This is a genomic window from Pseudomonas floridensis (assembly GCF_002087235.1).
GTDB classification, from domain to species: domain Bacteria; phylum Pseudomonadota; class Gammaproteobacteria; order Pseudomonadales; family Pseudomonadaceae; genus Aquipseudomonas; species Aquipseudomonas floridensis.
Genome location: NZ_MUIO01000097.1, coordinates 1 through 20,402, shown reverse-complemented (window position 1 = coordinate 20,402; position 20,402 = coordinate 1). Strand labels below are relative to the sequence as shown.

General features: G+C 58.8%; 19 protein-coding genes. 3 read left to right on the top strand and 16 right to left on the bottom strand.

Annotation, left to right across the window (positions count from 1 at the left end):
- Window positions 1-4: 4 nt before the first annotated feature.
- Together recA and BZK31_RS22725 are read right to left on the bottom strand one after the other, a co-directional pair.
- Window positions 5-1,069 carry a recombinase RecA gene (recA, locus tag BZK31_RS22730; RefSeq protein ID WP_083185556.1) on the bottom strand — a complete coding sequence of 355 codons (1,065 nt, stop codon included), beginning with the start codon at window positions 1,067-1,069 and terminating at the stop codon, window positions 5-7.
- Between the two features lie 93 nt (window positions 1,070-1,162).
- Window positions 1,163-1,663: a CinA family protein gene (locus tag BZK31_RS22725; protein ID WP_083185555.1), complete on the bottom strand. Its 501-nt coding sequence runs from the start codon at window positions 1,661-1,663 to the stop codon at window positions 1,163-1,165.
- A gap of 485 nt (window positions 1,664-2,148) precedes the next feature.
- Here BZK31_RS22725 and mutS point away from each other — a divergent pair, with 485 nt between their 5' ends.
- Together mutS and fdxA are read left to right on the top strand one after the other, a co-directional pair.
- Entirely contained in the window at window positions 2,149-4,716 is a 2,568-nt protein-coding gene (gene mutS, locus BZK31_RS22720; RefSeq protein ID WP_167378087.1) for a DNA mismatch repair protein MutS, read from the top strand.
- A 246-nt stretch (window positions 4,717-4,962) separates the two neighbouring features.
- A complete protein-coding gene (gene fdxA, locus BZK31_RS22715) occupies window positions 4,963-5,286 on the top strand; it encodes a ferredoxin FdxA (protein WP_083185553.1) in 324 nt (107 codons plus the stop codon).
- 512 nt (window positions 5,287-5,798) lie between these two features.
- Here fdxA and rpoS read toward each other — a convergent pair.
- The 8 genes from rpoS to BZK31_RS22675 form a co-directional block, all read right to left on the bottom strand.
- Window positions 5,799-6,809, bottom strand: coding sequence for an RNA polymerase sigma factor RpoS (rpoS, locus tag BZK31_RS22710; RefSeq protein ID WP_083185552.1), 1,011 nt, complete (start codon window positions 6,807-6,809; stop codon window positions 5,799-5,801).
- Window positions 6,810-6,912: 103 nt separating this feature from the next.
- Window positions 6,913-7,779, bottom strand: coding sequence for a peptidoglycan DD-metalloendopeptidase family protein (locus BZK31_RS22705; RefSeq protein WP_083185551.1), 867 nt, complete (start codon window positions 7,777-7,779; stop codon window positions 6,913-6,915).
- A gap of 203 nt (window positions 7,780-7,982) precedes the next feature.
- Window positions 7,983-8,618: a protein-L-isoaspartate(D-aspartate) O-methyltransferase gene (locus tag BZK31_RS22700; protein WP_208617227.1), complete on the bottom strand. Its 636-nt coding sequence runs from the start codon at window positions 8,616-8,618 to the stop codon at window positions 7,983-7,985.
- Between the two features lie 41 nt (window positions 8,619-8,659).
- The gene (gene surE, locus BZK31_RS22695; protein WP_083185549.1) at window positions 8,660-9,409 is read right to left on the bottom strand and encodes a 5'/3'-nucleotidase SurE; all 750 of its coding nucleotides are present in this window, start codon (window positions 9,407-9,409) and stop codon (window positions 8,660-8,662) included.
- Window positions 9,397-10,455 (bottom strand): tRNA pseudouridine(13) synthase TruD, encoded by a 1,059-nt coding sequence (gene truD / locus BZK31_RS22690; RefSeq protein ID WP_083185548.1) that lies wholly within the window; start codon window positions 10,453-10,455, stop codon window positions 9,397-9,399. The genes surE and truD overlap by 13 nt, the downstream gene beginning before the upstream one ends.
- The gene (gene ispF / locus BZK31_RS22685; RefSeq protein WP_083185547.1) at window positions 10,452-10,925 is read right to left on the bottom strand and encodes a 2-C-methyl-D-erythritol 2,4-cyclodiphosphate synthase; all 474 of its coding nucleotides are present in this window, start codon (window positions 10,923-10,925) and stop codon (window positions 10,452-10,454) included. Before ispF ends, truD begins: the two co-directional genes overlap by 4 nt.
- A 98-nt stretch (window positions 10,926-11,023) precedes the next feature.
- Window positions 11,024-11,869: an S-formylglutathione hydrolase gene (fghA, locus tag BZK31_RS22680; protein WP_083185546.1), complete on the bottom strand. Its 846-nt coding sequence runs from the start codon at window positions 11,867-11,869 to the stop codon at window positions 11,024-11,026.
- Between the two features lie 60 nt (window positions 11,870-11,929).
- Window positions 11,930-13,042 (bottom strand): S-(hydroxymethyl)glutathione dehydrogenase/class III alcohol dehydrogenase, encoded by a 1,113-nt coding sequence (locus BZK31_RS22675; protein WP_083185545.1) that lies wholly within the window; start codon window positions 13,040-13,042, stop codon window positions 11,930-11,932.
- A gap of 104 nt (window positions 13,043-13,146) precedes the next feature.
- Between BZK31_RS22675 and BZK31_RS22670 the strand changes: the two genes are divergently transcribed.
- Window positions 13,147-14,043 (top strand): LysR substrate-binding domain-containing protein, encoded by an 897-nt coding sequence (locus BZK31_RS22670; protein ID WP_083185544.1) that lies wholly within the window; start codon window positions 13,147-13,149, stop codon window positions 14,041-14,043.
- A gap of 12 nt (window positions 14,044-14,055) precedes the next feature.
- Here the strand turns inward: BZK31_RS22670 and ispD are convergent, their stop codons facing one another.
- From ispD to tilS, 6 genes are all read right to left on the bottom strand, one after another.
- Entirely contained in the window at window positions 14,056-14,766 is a 711-nt protein-coding gene (ispD, locus tag BZK31_RS22665; RefSeq protein ID WP_083185543.1) for a 2-C-methyl-D-erythritol 4-phosphate cytidylyltransferase, read from the bottom strand.
- A 14-nt stretch (window positions 14,767-14,780) separates the two neighbouring features.
- Window positions 14,781-15,059 (bottom strand): cell division protein FtsB, encoded by a 279-nt coding sequence (ftsB, locus tag BZK31_RS22660; RefSeq protein ID WP_083185542.1) that lies wholly within the window; start codon window positions 15,057-15,059, stop codon window positions 14,781-14,783.
- Between the two features lie 189 nt (window positions 15,060-15,248).
- Window positions 15,249-16,535 (bottom strand): phosphopyruvate hydratase, encoded by a 1,287-nt coding sequence (gene eno, locus BZK31_RS22655; protein WP_083185541.1) that lies wholly within the window; start codon window positions 16,533-16,535, stop codon window positions 15,249-15,251.
- 138 nt (window positions 16,536-16,673) lie between these two features.
- Window positions 16,674-17,519 carry a 3-deoxy-8-phosphooctulonate synthase gene (gene kdsA / locus BZK31_RS22650; protein ID WP_083185540.1) on the bottom strand — a complete coding sequence of 282 codons (846 nt, stop codon included), beginning with the start codon at window positions 17,517-17,519 and terminating at the stop codon, window positions 16,674-16,676.
- Between the two features lie 15 nt (window positions 17,520-17,534).
- A complete protein-coding gene (locus BZK31_RS22645; protein ID WP_083185539.1) occupies window positions 17,535-19,166 on the bottom strand; it encodes a CTP synthase in 1,632 nt (543 codons plus the stop codon).
- A gap of 265 nt (window positions 19,167-19,431) precedes the next feature.
- On the bottom strand, window positions 19,432-20,402 hold a 971-nt coding region (gene tilS, locus BZK31_RS22640; RefSeq protein WP_102136520.1), incomplete at its 5' end, for a tRNA lysidine(34) synthetase TilS.

Here is a 20,402-nt window from a genome sequence, read left to right as displayed (position 1 = left end):
GATATCAGATATCGGCGTCTGCTTCGGCCATGTCATCGGCTACTGCTGCTTCGCGGGAACCGACTGCCTTGGTATCGACACCAGGTGTCAGCAGCTTGTCGCGAATCTGCTTCTCGAGGGCGTTGCCGATTTCCGGATTATCCGCCAGGAACTTGGCCGAGTTGGCCTTGCCCTGACCGATTTTGCTGCCCTGATAGCTGTACCAGGCGCCGGACTTCTCGAGGAAACCGTGCAGCACGGCCAGGTCGATGATCTCGCCGTTGAGGTAGATGCCCTTGCCGTAAAGGATCTGGAACTCAGCCTGACGGAACGGCGGAGCCACTTTGTTCTTCACGACCTTGACACGGGTTTCGCTGCCGACCACTTCGTCGCCTTCCTTCACCGCGCCGGTGCGACGGATGTCCAGACGTACCGATGCATAGAACTTCAGCGCGTTACCACCGGTGGTGGTTTCCGGGCTGCCGAACATTACGCCGATCTTCATACGGATCTGGTTGATGAAGATCACCAGGCAGTTGGCGTTCTTGATGTTACCGGTGATCTTGCGCAGCGCCTGCGACATCAGACGCGCCTGCAGACCTACGTGCATGTCGCCCATCTCGCCTTCGATCTCGGCCTTCGGCACGAGTGCGGCGACGGAGTCGACCACGATCACGTCGATGGCATTGGAGCGCACCAGCATGTCGGTGATCTCCAGCGCCTGCTCACCAGTGTCCGGCTGCGAAACCAGCAGGTCGTCGACATTGACGCCCAGCTTGCCCGCGTACTCGGGATCGAGCGCGTGCTCGGCATCGACGAACGCACAGGTTGCACCCATTTTCTGGGCCTGAGCGATGACAGACAGTGTCAGGGTGGTTTTACCCGAAGACTCAGGACCGTAGATTTCAACGATCCGGCCTTTTGGCAGACCGCCAATACCGAGTGCGATATCCAGACCAAGCGAACCGGTGGAGATGGCAGGAATTGCCTGACGGTCATGGTCACCCATGCGCATCACGGCACCTTTACCGAACTGACGCTCGATCTGACCCAAGGCCGCAGCCAAGGCTTTCTTCTTGTTGTCGTCCATTGAAGTCCTCACGTAATCAAATTCAATTAGGGCCTTGATGGCCACAACACCTGTATAAGTAGACAGTATTATTCCACAGGGATCGACGCTCGCCTACCCCTGTTTTGGCTTTTCTGCGCCAGCAAGCTCGATCAGCCCCTCTAACGCGGCCTTTACCGTTTGTCGGCGTACCTGCTCGCGGTCGCCGTCGAACAGACAGCGCCGAGTAACGAGCCGATCGCCATCGCCCCAGGCGATCCAGACCGTGCCCACCGGCTTGTCCACCGAACCACCGCCCGGCCCGGCCACACCGCTGACTGCCACGCCGAACCGGGCACCGCTCTTGAGTTGCGCGCCCCGGGTCATGGCTTCCACCACCGGCTGACTGACCGCACCGTCGGTGCTGAAGAGCCCATGCGGGACATCCAGCTGTCGGGTTTTCTGACTATTGGAGTACGTGACGTAGCCGGCCTCGAACCAGCCGGAGCTGCCATCGATGCGCGTAATGGCCTCAGCGATACCGCCTCCCGTACAGGACTCCGCAGTGGTCACCTGAGCGCCGATTGACTGGAGGAGCTTGCCAAGCGAGGCGGCAAGCCGGGTGATTTCATCCACAGTACCTTCCTGTTCGAACCTGACGGTCCGTAAAGATCCAATCGTGAATACAAGCGGCCGCATGAACAGCCGCTTGCCTGATCATGGCCGCCGTCTATCTTTCGAGACCGGCTTTCTCACCGTTTCGACAGTGGTTTCCCTTGGCCTGCGCTTCGCCTCTTCCAACGGTATGAAGCGCCCGTTTACAGAATCCCTTGCTCGTTTGTTCACCATATAAAAGTCCTTTTTCATATTCCGCGTCCGACGATCGGTGGCGGTTTGCGAAGTCTATACAGCAACCGGACATCCAGGGTCGTCCTGAAACCCGGGGTCACGATTGAGCATTCACCAAACCGGAACTGCGCCCGCGCAATGTGCGTGATAACCTTGCGCCCATCGCAAACACTCGACAGACATCCCTCAGTACACGGAGGGATCGCACGTCGCACCTCGAAGTTTGCCCCACTTTTCTCAAGAACTTGCCTAACCTACTGATGAATAAAGCAATTTCCGACCTCTCTTCGCACACACCCATGATGCAACAGTATTGGAAGCTGAAGAACCAGCATCCAGACCAGCTGATGTTCTATCGCATGGGCGACTTTTACGAGATCTTCTATGAAGACGCCAAAAAAGCCGCCAAGTTGCTGGATATTACGCTCACGGCGCGGGGCCAGTCAGCGGGCCAGAGCATTCCCATGTGCGGCATCCCCTACCACGCAGCCGAAGGTTATCTGGCGAAGCTGGTAAAACTGGGCGAATCGGTGGTGATCTGCGAACAGATCGGCGACCCCGCCACCAGCAAAGGCCCGGTTGATCGTCAGGTCGTGCGCATCATTACACCAGGCACCATCAGTGATGAGGCGTTGCTCGATGAGCGCCGGGACAATCTGCTTGCTGCCGTGCTCGGTGACGAACGCCTGTTCGGTCTCGCCGTGCTGGACATCACCAGCGGCAACTTCAGCGTGCTTGAGATCAAGGGCTGGGAAAACCTGCTCGCCGAGCTTGAACGCATCAATCCGGTCGAACTGTTGATTCCGGATGACTGGCCACAAGGCCTGCCCGCAGAGAAGCGTCGCGGCTCACGCCGTCGCGCGCCATGGGATTTCGAGCGCGACTCGGCGCATAAAAGTCTGTGTCAACAATTTGCGACGCAGGACCTCAAAGGCTTCGGCTGCGAGACATTGACCCTGGCCATTGGCGCAGCAGGCTGCTTGCTCAGCTATGCCAAGGAAACCCAGCGCACCGCCCTGCCGCACCTGCGCAGCCTGAGGCACGAGCGTCTGGACGAAACGGTGATTCTGGATGGCGCCAGCCGTCGCAACCTTGAGCTGGACACCAACCTTTCGGGCGGACGCGACAACACCCTGCAGTCGGTCATGGACCGCTGCCAGACCGCGATGGGCACACGCCTGCTGACGCGCTGGCTGAATCGCCCGCTACGCGACCTGACAATTCTGCAGGCACGTCAAAGCTCGATCACCTGTTTTCTGGAGCGTTACCGGTTCGAAAGCCTGCAACCGCAGCTTAAAGAGATCGGCGACATCGAGCGGATTCTGGCTCGTATCGGCCTGCGCAACGCCCGACCACGCGACCTTGCCCGCCTGCGCGATGCCTTGAGCGCACTGCCTGAACTGCAACAGGCCATGAGTGAACTGGAAGCGCCACATTTGCAGCAACTGGCTCGCACCGCCAGCACTTATCCCGAGTTGGCCGACCTCCTGCAGAGAGCAATCATCGATAACCCGCCTGCGGTGATTCGCGATGGCGGCGTGCTGAAGACCGGCTATGACGCTGAGCTCGACGAGCTGCAATCACTGAGCGAGAACGCAGGCCAGTTCCTCATCGATCTGGAAGCGCGCGAGAAAGCCCGCACCGGGCTGGCCAACCTGAAAGTCGGCTACAACCGCGTGCACGGCTACTTCATCGAGCTGCCGAGCAAACAGGCCGAGCAGGCGCCCGCCGACTATATTCGCCGCCAGACGCTCAAAGGTGCCGAGCGCTTCATCACGCCGGAACTCAAAGAGTTCGAGGACAAGGCACTGTCGGCCAAAAGTCGCGCGCTGGCTCGAGAGAAAATGCTTTACGAAGCCTTGCTCGAGGACCTGATCGGCCATCTCGCGCCGCTGCAGGACACCGCGGCAGCGTTGGCCGAGCTGGATGTGCTGAGCAACCTCGCCGAACGCGCACTGAATCTCGACCTCAATTGCCCGAGATTTGTGGCCGAGCCCTGCATGCGCATCGAACAAGGTCGTCACCCGGTGGTCGAGCAGGTGTTGTCGACGCCCTTCGTGGCCAATGATCTGGCACTGGACGACAGCACGCGCATGCTGGTCATCACCGGTCCGAACATGGGCGGTAAATCGACCTACATGCGCCAGACGGCCTTGATTGTCTTGCTCGCCCATATCGGCAGTTTCGTACCTGCAGCTCAATGCGAGCTGTCACTGGTGGACCGGATATTCACGCGGATCGGCTCCAGCGACGACTTGGCGGGCGGGCGCTCGACGTTCATGGTGGAAATGAGCGAGACAGCCAACATCCTGCACAACGCGACCGACCGCAGCCTGGTGCTGATGGACGAAGTCGGCCGCGGGACCAGCACCTTCGATGGCCTCTCCCTCGCTTGGGCTGCGGCAGAATGCCTCGCCCAGTTGCGCGCCTACACCTTGTTCGCCACTCACTATTTCGAGTTGACCGTTCTGCCGGAAAGCGAACCACTGGTCAGCAACGTGCATCTGAATGCTACCGAACACAACGAGCGAATCGTATTCCTGCATCGGGTTCTGCCAGGACCTGCCAGTCAAAGCTACGGCCTGGCAGTCGCACAGTTGGCCGGGGTTCCAGGCAAAGTCATCACCCGCGCCAAAGAGCATTTGCAGCGCCTTGAGACCACCAGCCTGCCCCACGAGCAGCCGCGCGCCAAACCGGGAAAGCAGGCAGCGCCGATGCAAAGCGATCTGTTCGCCAGCCTGCCTCACCCGGTGCTCGATGAACTGTCGAAGGTCAAGGTCGACGATCTCACGCCGCGTCAGGCGCTGGATTTGCTATACACATTGCAAACTCGACTGTGACGCGAGCCGTTACATGCTGTTAGAATCCCGCGCGGTCTGGGATGCGCTCGACTTTTAGCCTGGTCGAGTAGCCGTTCAAGCCGCGTGAAGACGCAGCGAACCAAGGATGGGTGGCAGGCGATGCAGTCAGACTGCCTCAAGGCCGCTCATCAAAAGCACGTGTTTTCATAGGGCCGGGAACCGTCCCGAACCTGGCAACCCTGTCTGGAAGGGCTCTGCCGCAGCCGCCTGAGGAGAGAATTAGAAATGACCTTCGTCGTCACCGACAACTGCATCAAGTGCAAGTACACCGACTGCGTGGAAGTCTGTCCGGTGGACTGCTTCTACGAGGGCCCGAACTTCCTGGTGATTCACCCGGACGAGTGCATCGACTGTGCACTGTGCGAGCCTGAATGCCCCGCCCAGGCGATCTTCTCGGAAGACGAGATTCCGGCTGGCATGGAAAACTTCATCGAGCTCAACGCCGAGCTTGCCGAGGTATGGCCGAATATCACCGAGAAGAAAGACGCGTTGCCAGACGCAGAAGAATGGGACGGCAAGACAGGCAAGATTGCAGATCTGGAACGCTAGAATCCAGACAACGAAAAAGGCCCTCGAGAGAGGGCCTTTTTTGCATCTTGAATCCGGTGGAACGCATATAAAAAGGGGCGGTATGACCCGCCCACATTTTTCCTTAATCCCTGTAATCCTTTTTCATCGTCCTGATGAATCGCCTCCTGCGATGTCCTTGGCTCTCGTCCGTGAAAGCCTGTACCGATCCGTTGGCACAGCCCTGATAGTAGAGATTTGACGCGAAGGATCAACTGGCCAAGCACGCCAAAATATTTCCGCTGCCGCCGGGCTCGTTTTATAAAATCCTGTATATCAATGAGTTAAATAAACAAGCACGTGTGACCTGCATGAAATCTCACTTATAAACACTTGATCACCTACACCCGCTGTACGCAATGACGTACATCCTGTGGGTATTCAATCGCTGTGATCCGGAAAGTAGCGCACGACTTTTAATGATACGCATCATATAAAAAGCCGACATAAACAGTGCTGTTCATGTCGGCTTTTGTGACGCGGTCAGAGGATTTCTACTGGAAGAGCGACTCGCTGGACAGACCGTTTTTTTCGAGAATCTCACGCAGGCGCTTGAGACCCTCAACCTGAATCTGCCGGACACGCTCACGCGTGAGCCCGATCTCCAGCCCGACATCTTCAAGTGTGCTGCTCTCATGCCCTCGCAGACCGAAGCGGCGTATGACAACCTCGCGCTGCTTTTCGGTCAGCTCTGAAAGCCATTGATCGATACTCTGCGAAAGATCGTCATCCTGCAGCAACTCGCAAGGGTCTGTAGGACGGTCATCGGTGAGCGTATCGAGCAACGTTTTGTCCGAATCAGGGCCAAGCGATACGTCGACCGAAGAGACACGCTCGTTGAGCCCAAGCATGCGCTTGACCTCACCCACCGGTTTTTCCAGCAGGTTGGCGATTTCTTCAGGAGACGGCTCATGATCGAGCTTCTGCGTCAGTTCCCTGGCAGCGCGCAGGTAGACGTTCAGCTCTTTGACGACGTGAATCGGCAACCGGATGGTCCGGGTCTGATTCATGATCGCACGCTCGATGGTCTGACGAATCCACCATGTCGCGTAGGTAGAAAAACGGAAACCGCGTTCAGGATCGAATTTTTCGACAGCCCGGATCAAACCCAGGTTGCCTTCTTCGATAAGGTCAAGCAATGACAGCCCACGATTGACATAGCGTCTGGCGATTTTCACCACCAGCCGCAGATTGCTTTCAATCATGCGTTTGCGCCCGGCCGGATCCCCACTTTGCGACAACCGCGCAAAATGCACTTCTTCTTCCGGGGACAACAGAGGAGAGAACCCTATTTCATTGAGATACAACTGGGTAGCGTCGAGCGCCCGAGTGTAATCAATATATTTGTGTTGTTTGAGCGATGACGACGGCTTGGCCTTTGCGCGGCCCGAGGCGGCAGTAGACGACTGCTTCTCGTTAGGCGACTGCTCCAGGACAATGCCAGATTCCATCAGGAGCACGTCATCATCGATGTCAAACTCCGGCGCTTCGTTGCTAAGAGCCATTGTTATAGTCCTTTGGTGAGTTCGACCTCAAGCTCCAGCGACGCCTATATCCGTGGCAACGCTTGAGCCTGTTCCTTCTGCGCCAGGAACAGGCTGGCAACAATCAACGACGTGGCAAGAATTCCAGCGGATCTACAGGTTTACCTTGTCGGCGAATCTCAAAATGCAGTTTCACCCGGTCAGTTCCTGTTGACCCCATTTCGGCAATCGTCTGCCCTGCCTTGACCTGCTGCCCTTCCCGTACCAAAAGCCTGCGGTTATGACCGTAGGCGCTGACGTAGGTATCGCTGTGTTTGATGATGATCAATTCGCCGTAGCCCCGTAATCCACTTCCGGCGTAAACAACTGAACCATCAGACGCTGCCAAAACAGGCTGTCCCAAATCACCGGCGATATCAATTCCTTTATTCAAACTACCGTTTGAGGAAAATTTCCCTATCAATATGCCGCTCGATGGCCAGGTCCAACCGCTCGGAGACTTGCCCGCCGGGCCTGTCGCGGTGGTTGCTGAAGGCGGTATGACCACAGGTACAACCGCAACCGGCTTGGACATTACAGTGGTTTTCACCGAGCCGGAATTGCTGGTCGTGGTGGAGGTGCTGGTCACCGGACGTCCTGTCGCAGGCGCAGAAACGACGTTTGGCGTTGAAGAGGAGCGCCCGTCAAAGCGAATCGTCTGACCCGGTTTGATGGTGAAGGGCTCGGGGATCTGGTTGCGGGCAGCCAGCGCTTTCCAGTCCCAGCCGTAACGAAAGGCAATGGAAAAAAGCGTGTCACCGCGTTTCACCACATACTGACCCGTCGTGACCGTCGGACGTTGAGCCACCGCGTTACCGTTTCGATCGACCACGCGCACGCCACCTGAAGGCGAACTCGAGCAGCCGACCAAGAGGACACTGAGCGCAATGCCAATCAACAGACGCTGATAACTTCTTGAAGACCTGAGCTGCTGAATGACTGTGTGACTCACCCGCCACTCCCTTTACTGGTGACTGAATTCAAAGATGCCTATTGTGCCGCAAGAACGGCGGGCAGCCAGTGCTTAAACGCATCTAAAACGGTGTTATGACAGATCCGGTCCGCGATTCGATGCAATTTTGCCATCGTTCTCATGAACAGACGGTTGTAGACCGATGACAGGCGCCAGAATTCACTCGTGACCTCTGGCGTTTTTCAGGCAAGGGGTCCGTTCAACAGCGGTACGAACCGCACAGCCCCCAGTACGTGTCGCGAAAAGCCATTTTCTTCGCGGATGATCAGCATCAGTTGCTGGACCTCGCCCGACCCGACCGGTATGACCAGTCGCCCGCCCGGAGCCAATTGATCGAGCAAGGCCTGCGGCACGTCGGTTGCGACCGCAGTGACGATGATGCCGTTGTAGGGTGCCAGCGCCGGCCATCCTTCCCAGCCATCCCCCCAGCGGAACACCACGTTGCGCAGGTTCAGTTCGACCAGACGCTCCTTGGCGCGATCCTGCAGCATCTTGATACGCTCGACCGAGAATACCCGCTCGACCAGTTGCGCCAGCACCGCAGTCTGATAGCCAGAACCAGTTCCGATCTCCATGACCTTGTCCAGCGGCCCCGCCGCCAGCAGGAGCTCACTCATGCGAGCAACCATGTACGGCTGGGAAATGGTCTGGTTGTGCCCGATGGGCAACGCGGTGTCCTCATAGGCACGATGCGCCAGCGCTTCGTCGACGAACAGGTGCCGAGGCGTCTTGCGAATCACGTCCAGCACATGGTTGTTCGATACACCTTCTTCGTACAGGCGCTGAATCAAGCGCTCGCGAGTGCGCTGCGAGGTCATCCCGATCCCGCGACGTAACAGATCATCTTGCTCGCGTGACATCAGCGCAGGCCCTCCAGCCAGGTGTTCAGGCTGCCGAATCCATCCTGATAGGTCCTATCCAGTTGCAGCGGCGTAATAGAAACGTAACCTTGCATGACGGCATGAAAATCGGTGCCCGCGCCGCCGTCCTCGGCGTCTCCAGCCGCGGCGATCCAGTAACCCGCCCGCCCGCGTGGATCGACCACCCTGATCGGTGCCGCAGCCCGGGCGCGATGGCCCAGCCGGGTCAGCTGGATGCCGCGAATGTGCTCCAGCGGCAGGTTCGGAATGTTCACGTTCAGCACCGTGCGCGGCGGCAGATCGAGTTGCTCGTGCGCCTCGACCAGCAGGCGTGCGTAATGCGCAGCTGTGGCCAGATTGTCCGGCTGACGCGACAGAAACGAGAACGCAAACGAAGGCCGCTGCAGAAAGCGCCCTTCGAGCGCAGCGGCGACCGTGCCGGAATACAGCACATCGTCGCCCAGGTTGGCGCCCAGATTGATGCCTGAAACCACCATGTCCGGTTCACGCTCCAGCAGCCCGTTGAGCCCCAGATGAACGCAGTCGGTCGGCGTGCCGTTCAGGCTGATAAAACCGTTGGCCAGCGTCTGCGGATGCAGAGGCCGGTCCAGAGTCAGCGAGCTGCTCGCACCGCTCTTGTCTTGATCGGGGGCAATAACCACGCATTCAGTGTAGTCCGCCAACGCCGCATAGAGCGCCGCAAGACCGGGCGCACTGACCCCGTCATCGTTTGAAATCAGAATACGCATGGGCTGTCCGTCTGCCCAACCGGCACCAGATCGACGAGCTCACGCACCAATACGGTGGCAAAGCATCCAGGCGGAAGGACGAATTCCAGTTGCAGAATGTCAGGCTCGGGATAATGCCACGTCAGCCGCCCAATGGGCAGCCGCAGGATGCGACGTTCGTGTTCCATTCCCGCTCTGATCAGCCAGTCGCGAAGCGCCGGATGATCGGCGACAACGGCATTTTCCAGTTCGGAGGTCGCGCCCGAAGCGGGCGAAGGACCTGCGCCCCACTGCGGACCGGTTGGATGCAGATCGAGAATCGCCAGCCGTGGATCGCTGCACTCATCGACACCGGCAGGAAAAAAGCTGCGGCTGTCGGTGAAGGCCAGCAGATCTCCAACTTGCGCGCGCTGCCAACTGCCGTCGGCCACCCGCGCCGCCAGCACCTGATTGAACAGGTAGCTACGAGCCGTGGACAGCAGACGCGAACGCACCGCGCGTTGCTCGGGCAGCGCCTGGCGGGACGCGTAATCGCGGGCCTCGCCCAGATTGCCACCCTGATAGCCAAAACGCTGAGCCCCAAAATAATTGGGAATACCCTGACGGGCGATCAACTCGAGACGCTGATTCAGCGCGTCCTGGTCAGCCTGCAGTTGAGTCAGGCGCAACGTGAAACCATTGGCGGCATGTGCGCCGCGCTGCAATTTGCGCTTGTGACGGCTGCTCTTGAGGATCTGCAGTGTCTCGTCCTGCGCCGCCGACAGATCAGGGTCCGCCTTGCCCGGCAATTGAATGCTGAACCACTGACGGGTGAGCGCCTGCCGGTCCTTCAAGCCGGCATAGCTGACCGTGCGAAGTTGCACACCGGCAGCGCGGGCCAGACGACGTGCGGCTTCTTCGGTATTGAGACCGCGTTTCTCGACCCACAGCCATAGATGCTCACCATCGCCCGACAACGGGATATCAAGCACTTCGTCGACCTGAAAATCTTCGGCAGTCGCCTTGAGAACGGCGCTTCCCAACGCATCGCCATAGGCCATCGGGCCCAACAGTTCCAGTTCGGTCATGCGGGCAGCAACAATGCGACAGCATGTACCGCGATGCCTTCTTCACGGCCTGTAAAGCCGAGCTTTTCGGTGGTGGTGGCCTTCACGTTGACCTGATCCGGCTCGACCTGCAAATCTTCGGCAATCAGTGCGCGCATGGCATCGATGTGCGGCGCCATTTTAGGGGCCTGGGCGACGATGGTGGCGTCGACGTTTCCGACCTTCCAGCCTTTGCCCTGTACCTGTTTGAGCACATGGCGCAGTAGCACTCGACTGTCCGCGCCCTTGAACTGCGGGTCGGTATCGGGGAAATGCTTGCCAATATCACCCAGCGCCGCGGCACCCAGTAGCGCATCGCTCAACGCATGCAGCAGGACGTCACCGTCGGAGTGGGCCAGAAGACCGAAACCGTGCGCAATCCGCACCCCGCCCAAGGTAATGAAGTCGCCTTCAGCGAAACGGTGCACATCATAGCCGTGGCCAATACGCATAAAAAAACGCCCTGAAAAAAGTCAGGGCGTGATTCTACCTGCTTTGGCACAGATTAGGTTTGCCAGAGACGCCAGCGGCGAGGGTCTGGACCGAACCTTCAACCGTACAGGGCACTGGCGTGATGACGCAGGTGATCTTCGATGAAGCTCGATATGAAGAAATAGCTGTGGTCGTACCCCGGCTGCATTCTCAATGTGAGTGGGTGTTGCGTGGCCTTGGCGGCCTGTACCAATGTTTCTGGCTTGAGTTGATTGACGAGAAAATCATCCCGATCACCCTGATCAACCAAAATCGGCAGCTTCTCCGTGGCTTCGGCGATCAGTACGCTGGCATCCCATTCTCGCCAGCGCAAGCGATCCTCGCCCAGGTAACGGGAAAACGCTTTTTGCCCCCAGGGACAGTCCATCGGATTGCTGATGGGTGAAAACGCCGAGATCGATTTGTAGCGCCCAGGATTGCGCAGCGCGCACAGCAGAGCACCGTGCCCGCCCATAGAATGACCGCTGATGCTGCGCGCCTCCGACGCCGGAAAATGAGCCTCGATCAGAGCCGGCAGCTCGGTAACCACATAATCGTGCATCTGGTAATGACGGGCGTAAGGCTGTTCAGTGGCATTGAGGTAGAACCCGGCACCGAGACCGAAATCCCAGGCACCGTCCGGATCGCCCGGCACATCGGGTCCGCGAGGGCTGGTGTCGGGAGCAACGATGATGAGGCCAAGCTCTGCGGCAATGCGCTGGGCTGCGGCTTTCTGCATGAAGTTTTCGTCGGTACAGGTCAGGCCGGACAGCCAGTACAGCACCGGCAACTTGCCGCCCTGCTCCGCTTGCGGTGGCAGATATACCGCAAACACCATGTCGCAGCCCAGCACCTGAGAATGATGCTTGTAACGTTTGTGCCAGCCGCCGAAGCTCTTCTGGCAGGAAATGTTTTCCAGGGTCATGGTCGACTCCGAACCCAGGGCGGCAGACGCTCGTTCGAGCCTGCCGCCCCAGGCTGCTGTTTAGAAGTGGATGACGGTACGAATGCTTTTGCCTTCATGCATCAGGTCAAAGGCTTTGTTGATGTCTTCCAGACCCATGGTGTGGGTGATGAACGTTTCCAGAGGGATTTCCCCGGTCTGCGCCATATCGACGTAGCTTGGCAGTTCGGTACGACCGCGTACGCCGCCGAACGCCGAACCGCGCCAGACGCGGCCGGTCACCAACTGGAAAGGACGCGTGGAGATTTCCTGACCGGCACCGGCGACACCGATGACGACCGATTCGCCCCAGCCTTTGTGGCAGCATTCAAGGGCAGCACGCATCAACTGCACGTTGCCTATGCACTCGAATGAGAAATCCACGCCGCCATCAGTCATGTCGACGATGACTTCCTGGATTGGACGGTCGAAATCTTTCGGATTCACACACTCGGTGGCACCCAGTTGCTTGGCGATCTCGAACTTGGCCGGGTTGATGTCGATGGCAATGATCCGCGACGCCTTGGCTTTCACCGCACCGATCACAGCCGACAGACCGATGCCGCCCAGGCCAAAGATAGCCACGGTGTCGCCCGGCTTGACCTTGGCGGTATTGAGTACCGCGCCAATACCGGTGGTGACGCCACAACCGAGCAGGCAGACCTTTTCCAGCGGTGCCTGTTTGTCGATCTTGGCGACCGAGATTTCCGGAACCACGGTGTATTCGGAAAAGGTCGAGGTGCCCATGTAATGGAAAATCGGCTCATTTTTGTAGGAAAAGCGCGTTGTACCGTCCGGCATCAAGCCCTTGCCTTGAGTGGCGCGAATGGCCTGACACAGGTTGGTTTTACCCGAACGGCAGAATTTGCACTGACGGCATTCCGGGGTGTACAGCGGAATCACATGATCGCCCACGACCACCGAGGTGACGCCTTCGCCCACGGCTTCGACGATAGCGCCGCCTTCATGGCCCAGGATCGACGGAAAAATACCTTCGGGGTCAGCACCGGAAAGGGTGTACGCATCGGTGTGACAAACACCGGACGCCACGACCCGCAGCAGCACCTCGCCGGCTTTGGGCATCGCGACATCGACTTCCACGATTTCCAGTGGTTTCTTGGCTTCAAAGGCGACAGCAGCACGTGACTTGATCATCAATCTTCTCCGGCGAACTAAAACAAGGTACGCAGTGTAGTACAGTGCCAATTGGCGAGTAATACGGCCAAAAGCAAAACATTAATGCTGTACAGGGATAATCGATGTACACCAATCGCTGGGAAGGCCTCGACGAATTCGTCGCCGTGGCCGAATGTGGTCAGTTCACGGCGGCAGCGCAGCGCCTGGGTGTCTCGTCGTCGCATATCAGCCGTCAGATCGTTCGTCTTGAGGAGCGACTTCAGACGCGCCTGCTGTATCGCAGCACACGCAAGGTCGCCCTGACCGAGGCCGGACAGACTTTTTTGCATCATTGTCAGCGTCTGCAGGATGGACGCGAAGAAGCGCTGAGAGCGGTGGGTGATCTGGCCAGCGAGCCTAAAGGCTTGTTGCGCATGACCTGCGCGGTGGCTTATGGAGAGCGCTTCATCACGCCATTGGTAACACGCTTCATGGACGTTTACCCCCACTTGCGCGTCGACATTGAGTTGAGCAACGAGACGCTCGACTTGGTTCATGAAGGCATGGACCTGGCGATTCGACTCGGACGCTTGCAGGATTCGCGTCTGGTCGCCACGCGCCTGGCGCCCAGGCGCATGTACCTGTGCGCCTCGCCTTCTTACATCGAGCGATACGGCCGCCCGCACAGCCTGTCGGAACTGAGCCGCCACAACTGCCTGATCGGCAGCAGCGATACCTGGCTGCTTCAGCAGAACGGACGTGAATTTTCCCAGCGCGTACAGGGCAACTGGCGGTGCAACAGCGGTCAGGCGGTTCTGGACGCCGCCTTGCATGGCGTCGGACTTTGCCAGCTACCCGATTACTATGTGCAGAAACACCTCACGAGCGGCGCATTGATCTCCTTGCTGGAAATGCATCAACCGCCCAACACGGCGGTCTGGGCGCTGTATCCGCAACAGAGGCACCTGTCGCCCAAGGTTCGCAAGCTGGTGGACTATCTGAAGGAAGGACTGGCGATGCGCGACGAGTATCGGCAATAGCGCGCCGACACCTTAGCGGCCGAACTCACTCCGGCGCTGACGCAACCACTCCAGGTCTTCAGGGCGAGTGACTTTGATGTTATCGGACCGACCTTCGATCAGGCGGGGCGACTGACCCGCCCACTCGATGGCCGACGCCTCGTCGGTAATGCTCACATTCGACACCAGACTGTCGGCCAATGCGCGGTGCAGAGCGCCGAGTCGAAACATCTGCGGCGTGTAGGCTTGCCAGATCTGGCTGCGGTCAACCGTTTCAGCCACCCGACCGTCACTGTTCGCACGCTTCAGGGTGTCGCGTGCCGGGACCGCCAGAAGGCCACCGACCGGATCATCCGCCAGTTCGCTGAGCAGCGTATCCAGATCGCTGCGGGCCAGGTTCGGACGTGCTGCATCATGCACCAGCACCCAGTCTTCGTCACTGGCGCCCTGCGCATGAAGATGCAGCAGCGCATTGAGCACCGACCCTGAACGCTCTTTACCGCCCTCGACCCGCTGAATTCGCGAATCCAGCGCACAGGGCAGTGCGGGCCAATAAGGATCGTGCGCAGCAAGGCTGATCACCAAACCCTTGAGCCGGGGGTGATCGAGAAAACTCAGAAGACTGTGTTCGAGAATGGTCAGACTGCCCAGTTGCAGGTACTGCTTGGGGCGGTCAGCTGCCATGCGGGTACCGATACCCGCTGCAGGAATCACTGCCCAGAAGGCAGGAAGGAAATCTTTCATGACGCCTACTTTTATTATTGTGCCAACTGATAAAGAGTTTCGCCGTCCTTGACCATGCCCAACTCATGACGGGCACGCTCTTCGACGGTCTCGAGTCCCTTTTTCAATTCCATGACTTCGGCATCGAGCACGCGATTGCGCTCCAGCAAGACCTGGTTTTCGGCATGCTGATCTGCGATCTGCTGATTAAGGCTCGCCACTTGCGCCAGACTGCCGTTGCCCACCCACAGGCGATACTGCAAGCCAGCCAGCAACAGAAGCAGCACGAGGAACAACCAGTTAGGACTGCGCATTGAAATATCAGGTACCCAGTAGAAAAGACGGCAGAGCCAACACAATAGACAAACGACTGAGGGCATTGAGCCTGACATAAGCCAGGCTCAATCACTCCAGATTACAGCGCAGCGTCAGCATCGACGTTACGGGCAGCACCGGATGAACCGGTTTTTCCGCAACGCCCTGCGTCTTTTACCATCTATGGCTCAGCCGCGAAACTCGGCGCGACCACGATAAACGGCTTTGGAGCCCAACTGCTCTTCGATGCGCAGCAACTGGTTGTACTTGGATACGCGGTCGGAGCGGCACAGCGAACCGGTCTTGATCTGACCCGCAGACGTGCCCACGGCCAGATCGGCAATGGTCGAATCTTCGGTCTCACCGGAGCGGTGCGAGATCACGGCGGTGTAACCGGCAGCCTTGGCCATCTGAATGGCTTCCAGCGTTTCGGTCAGGGTGCCGATCTGATTGAACTTGATCAGGATCGAGTTTGCGATCTTCTTGTCGATGCCTTCTTTCAGGATCTTGGTGTTGGTCACGAACAAATCGTCACCGACCAGCTGGATCTTGTCGCCGATCTTGTCGGTGAGGATTTTCCAGCCAGCCCAGTCGGACTCGTCCAGGCCGTCTTCGATGGAGATGATCGGGTGCTTGCTGACCAGATCGGCCAGGTAGTCGGCAAAACCGGCGGAATCGTACTCGCCTTCTTCGCTGAGCTTGTACTTGCCATCCTTGTAGAACTCGCTCGCCGCGCAGTCCAGCGCCAGGGTCACATCGGTGCCCAGTGTGTAGCCCGCGTTGGAAACGGCTTCGGCGATGGCGCTGAGTGCCTCTTCGTTGGACGCCAGGTTTGGTGCGAAACCGCCCTCGTCGCCCACGGCGGTGTTCAGGCCACGCGCCTTGAGTACGGCTTTAAGGTGATGAAAAATTTCGGTGCCCCAGCGCAGGCCTTCAGCGAAGGTCTTGGCGCCCACAGGCTGAACCATGAATTCCTGGATATCGATGTTGTTGTCGGCGTGCTCGCCACCGTTGATGATGTTCATCATCGGAACCGGCATCGAATAGACGCCCGGCGTACCGTTGAGATTGGCGATGTGTGCGTACAGCGGCAGATCCTGGTCCTGCGCGGCAGCCTTGGCAGCCGCCAGAGACACCGCCAGGATGGCGTTGGCGCCCAGGCTTGCCTTGTTCTCGGTGGCATCCAGCGCGATCATCGCGTGGTCCAGTGCCTTCTGGTCTACCGGGTCCTTGCCCAGCAGCAGGTCACGAATCGGACCGTTGATGTTGGCGACCGCTTTCAGAACGCCCTTGCCCATGTAACGGCTCTTGTCGCCATCACGCAGCTCCAGCGCTTCGCGCGAGCCGGTTGAAGCACCCGACGGCGCGCAGGCGCTGCCGATGATGCCGTTATCGAGGAGCACATCTGCTTCCACGGTGGGATTGCCACGGGAGTCGAGAACTTCACGACCTTTGATGTCGACGATTTTTGCCATTGTTGTAAACACTCCAAGATTGACGAAAACGACGCAGCTGGAAAACGAGACGCGCAATCAGACACAGAAAACGGCAGGCCTGAATGCGACAACCCCGTCACGAATGACGGGGAACGGCACTTTACCGGAGAACCCTGTTCAAGCGGTCTCTACGATCGGAAAACTTTTCACAAGTTCATCCAGCGACTTGAGCTGAGCCAGGAATGGCTCGAGCTTGTCCAGACGCAGGGCGCAAGGACCATCGCATTTGGCATTGTCGGGATCGGGATGCGCCTCAAGGAACAGCCCCGCCAGCCCCTGACTCAGACCGGCCTTGGCCAGATCCAGCACCTGAGCGCGACGGCCACCGGCAGAATCGGCGCGGCCACCCGGCATCTGCAGGGCATGGGTGACATCGAAGAATACCGGAAACTCGAACTGCTTCATGATGCCGAAACCTAGCATGTCCACCACCAGGTTGTTGTAACCGAAGCTGGAACCGCGCTCGCACAGGATCAGTTGATCGTTACCGGCTTCCTGGCACTTGGTCAGGATGTGTTTCATCTCCTGAGGGGCCAGGAACTGGGCTTTCTTGATGTTGATGACCGCCCCGGTCTTCGCCATGGCAACCACCAGATCGGTCTGGCGCGACAGGAAGGCCGGCAACTGGATGATGTCACAGACTTCCGCAACCACGGCAGCCTGCTCGGGCTCATGCACATCGGTGATCAGCGGCACGTTGAAGGTGCGTTTGATCTCTTCGAAGATGCGCATGCCTTCTTCGAGGCCAGGACCACGGTACGACGTCACCGAAGAACGGTTGGCCTTGTCGAAGCTGGCCTTGAAGACATAAGGGATACCGAGCTTTTCGGTAACCCGTACGTATTCTTCACAGACCTGCATGGCCATGTCCCGGGACTCGAGAACGTTCATGCCGCCGAACAGTACCATTGGCTTGTCGTTGGCGATCTCGATAGAGCCGACGCGGATGATTTTCTGAGCCATCTACTGATTTTCCCTTCAGACGTTCTTTTGACGTTGAGCCAGAGCGGCCTTGACGAAACCACTGAACAGCGGGTGGCCGTCACGCGGCGTAGAGGTGAACTCCGGGTGGAACTGGCAGGCCACGAACCATGGATGATCCGGCGCTTCGACCACTTCAACCAGCGCGCCGTCACCCGAGCGACCGGAAACCTTCAGGCCGGCTTCGATCAGTTGTGGCAGCAGGTGGTTGTTTACTTCGTAGCGATGACGATGGCGTTCGACGATCACGTCATTCTTGTAGCAATCGTGAACCAGCGAGCCGGACTCCAGCTGACATTCCTGCGCGCCAAGGCGCATGGTGCCGCCCAGGTCAGAGCTTTCGGTACGGGTTTCAACCGCGCCGGTGGCATCTTCCCACTCGGTAATCAGACCGACCACAGCGTGTGCACTGGTGCGGTCGAACTCGGTGGAGTTGGCGTCTTTCCAGCCCAGTACGTTACGGGCGAACTCGATGACCGCCACTTGCATGCCCAGGCAGATGCCCAGGTACGGAACCTTGTTTTCGCGAGCGAACTGAACGGCGGTGATCTTGCCTTCCACGCCACGCAGGCCGAAACCGCCGGGTACCAGGATTGCGTCCACGCCTTCCAGCAGGCCGGTGCCCTGATTCTCGATGTCTTCGGAGTCGATGTACCTCAGGTTGACCTTGGTGCGATTGGTGATACCCGCGTGGCTCATGGCTTCGATCAACGATTTGTAGGCGTCGAGCAGTTCCATGTACTTGCCGACCATCGCGATGGTGACTTCGTGTTCAGGGTTGAGCTTGGCATCGACGACCTTGTCCCACTCGGACAGGTCGGCGCCACCGCATTGCAGACCGAAACGCTCGACGACAAAATCGTCCAGACCCTGCGAATGCAGGATGCCTGGGATCTTGTAGATGGTGTCGGCGTCTTCCAGCGCGATGACCGCACGCTCTTCGACGTTGGTGAACTGGGCGATCTTGCGGCGCGATGAGGTGTCGATCGGATGATCGGAGCGGCACACCAGAACGTCCGGCTGCAGACCGATGGAGCGCAGTTCCTTGACGGAGTGCTGGGTCGGCTTGGTCTTGGTCTCGCCTGCGGTTGCAATGTACGGCACCAGCGTCAGGTGCATCAGCATCGCGCGGCGTGCGCCGACTTCGAAACGCAACTGGCGAATAGCTTCGAGGAACGGTTGCGATTCGATGTCGCCCACCGTCCCGCCGATTTCCACCAGCGCCACGTCGGCATCGCCCGCACCTTTGATGATACGGCGCTTGATCTCGTCGGTGATGTGCGGAATGACCTGAATGGTCGCGCCCAGATAATCACCACGGCGCTCTTTGCGCAGCACGTGTTCGTACACACGGCCGGTGGTGAAGTTGTTGTTCTGGGTCATGGTCGTGCGGATGAACCGCTCGTAGTGCCCCAGGTCCAGGTCGGTCTCGGCACCGTCGTGAGTGACGAACACTTCACCGTGCTGGAACGGGCTCATGGTGCCTGGGTCCACGTTGATGTAGGGATCCAGTTTGAGCATGGTGACTTTAAGCCCCCTCGCCTCCAGGATGGCCGCCAATGAAGCCGAGGCAATGCCTTTCCCCAATGAAGAAACAACACCGCCCGTGACGAAGATGTAGCGCGTCATGAAAAACCCTAGAAGTCTGCGTTAAAGCGGTCAGAGCCGCCGGGGAAAGCGAAGGAAGGCCGAAGCCCCCGATTACCGACAAAATTCACGGTGCACTCCCGAAACTGCTGCGTTGGAACCGACCGGCCGAAAGCCTGCCTATTGCGCGCCACATTTTAAGAAATCGCCCAGTAAATACTGGTTGGTAACCGGCAACTTGTGTTGTTTCAAAAGAACCAACAGAAGCTGTATCAAGAAGGGAGCGTAGTCTACCTGAAAGGCCCTTTCAGCTCAAACTTTGGTCGCTCGTCGGTGTCACCCACTGTAAACGCCAGCTTCCATTGGCTGAAGCGTCCAGTCCGGACAGACCGGCCACCCCCAGCAACTGCTCATCACGGTACAGCAGCGGCAATCTGCCGCGGACGAACGAAGGTACGCCCTGTTCGTTGAGCAGCCGCTTGAGATCGCGATGGCCACGCCCTGCCAACATCAGCACTTCAGCACCCTGACGATAGCGCACCTGAAGCGATCCCGAGGGCGCATCGCCCTGCATCGAAAGTCGTCCGTTGCCGGGCAGGTTCAGCACCTGGCCGGGATCGACCCAGTTGAAAACACCTTCGCAAGGTTGAAGCCACGGCCCGGCCAGCCACCAGAGATGCCCTTGGGTGCGATGCAGTTCGCCGTCGGCCAGTCGCCAGACAGGCTGCGCATCCTGGCCCGCATCCCGCAAAGCGTCCCAGCCGGCCCAGTGGTCGGTATCCGGCAGACGGGTCAGCGCTGCCAGCCAGTGGCGCAACGCATTGCGCTGCCGGATAACGGACAACCGTGCAAGCGGCTCAAGGGCCAGCACCGGCACGCCGAGCCAGGCAAACGGGGTAGTGGCTTGCGCGGCCGTGAGATCCTGCTCGGCCAGATCGCTCAGCAGTTGCTGAGCTTCGCCCAGATGACTGGCCGTACGCGCCAGACTGGAAACCGCCTGCGGCCACCGTGAAATCAGCAACGGTAACACCTGCGCACGCAGGAAATTGCGTGAAAAGCGCACGTCGTCATTGCTGGGGTCTTCGATCCAGCTCAAGCCGTTCTCAAGGGCATAGCCTTCAAGCTCGCTACGTGAAAGGCCCAGCAAGGGTCGCACCAGATACCCTTGCCCCAGCCCGCGCTGTACCGGCATCGCGGCGAGCCCACGCACTCCGGCGCCGCGCATCAGGCGAAACAGCAACGTCTCGGCCTGATCGTCGCGGTGCTGCCCGGTCAGCA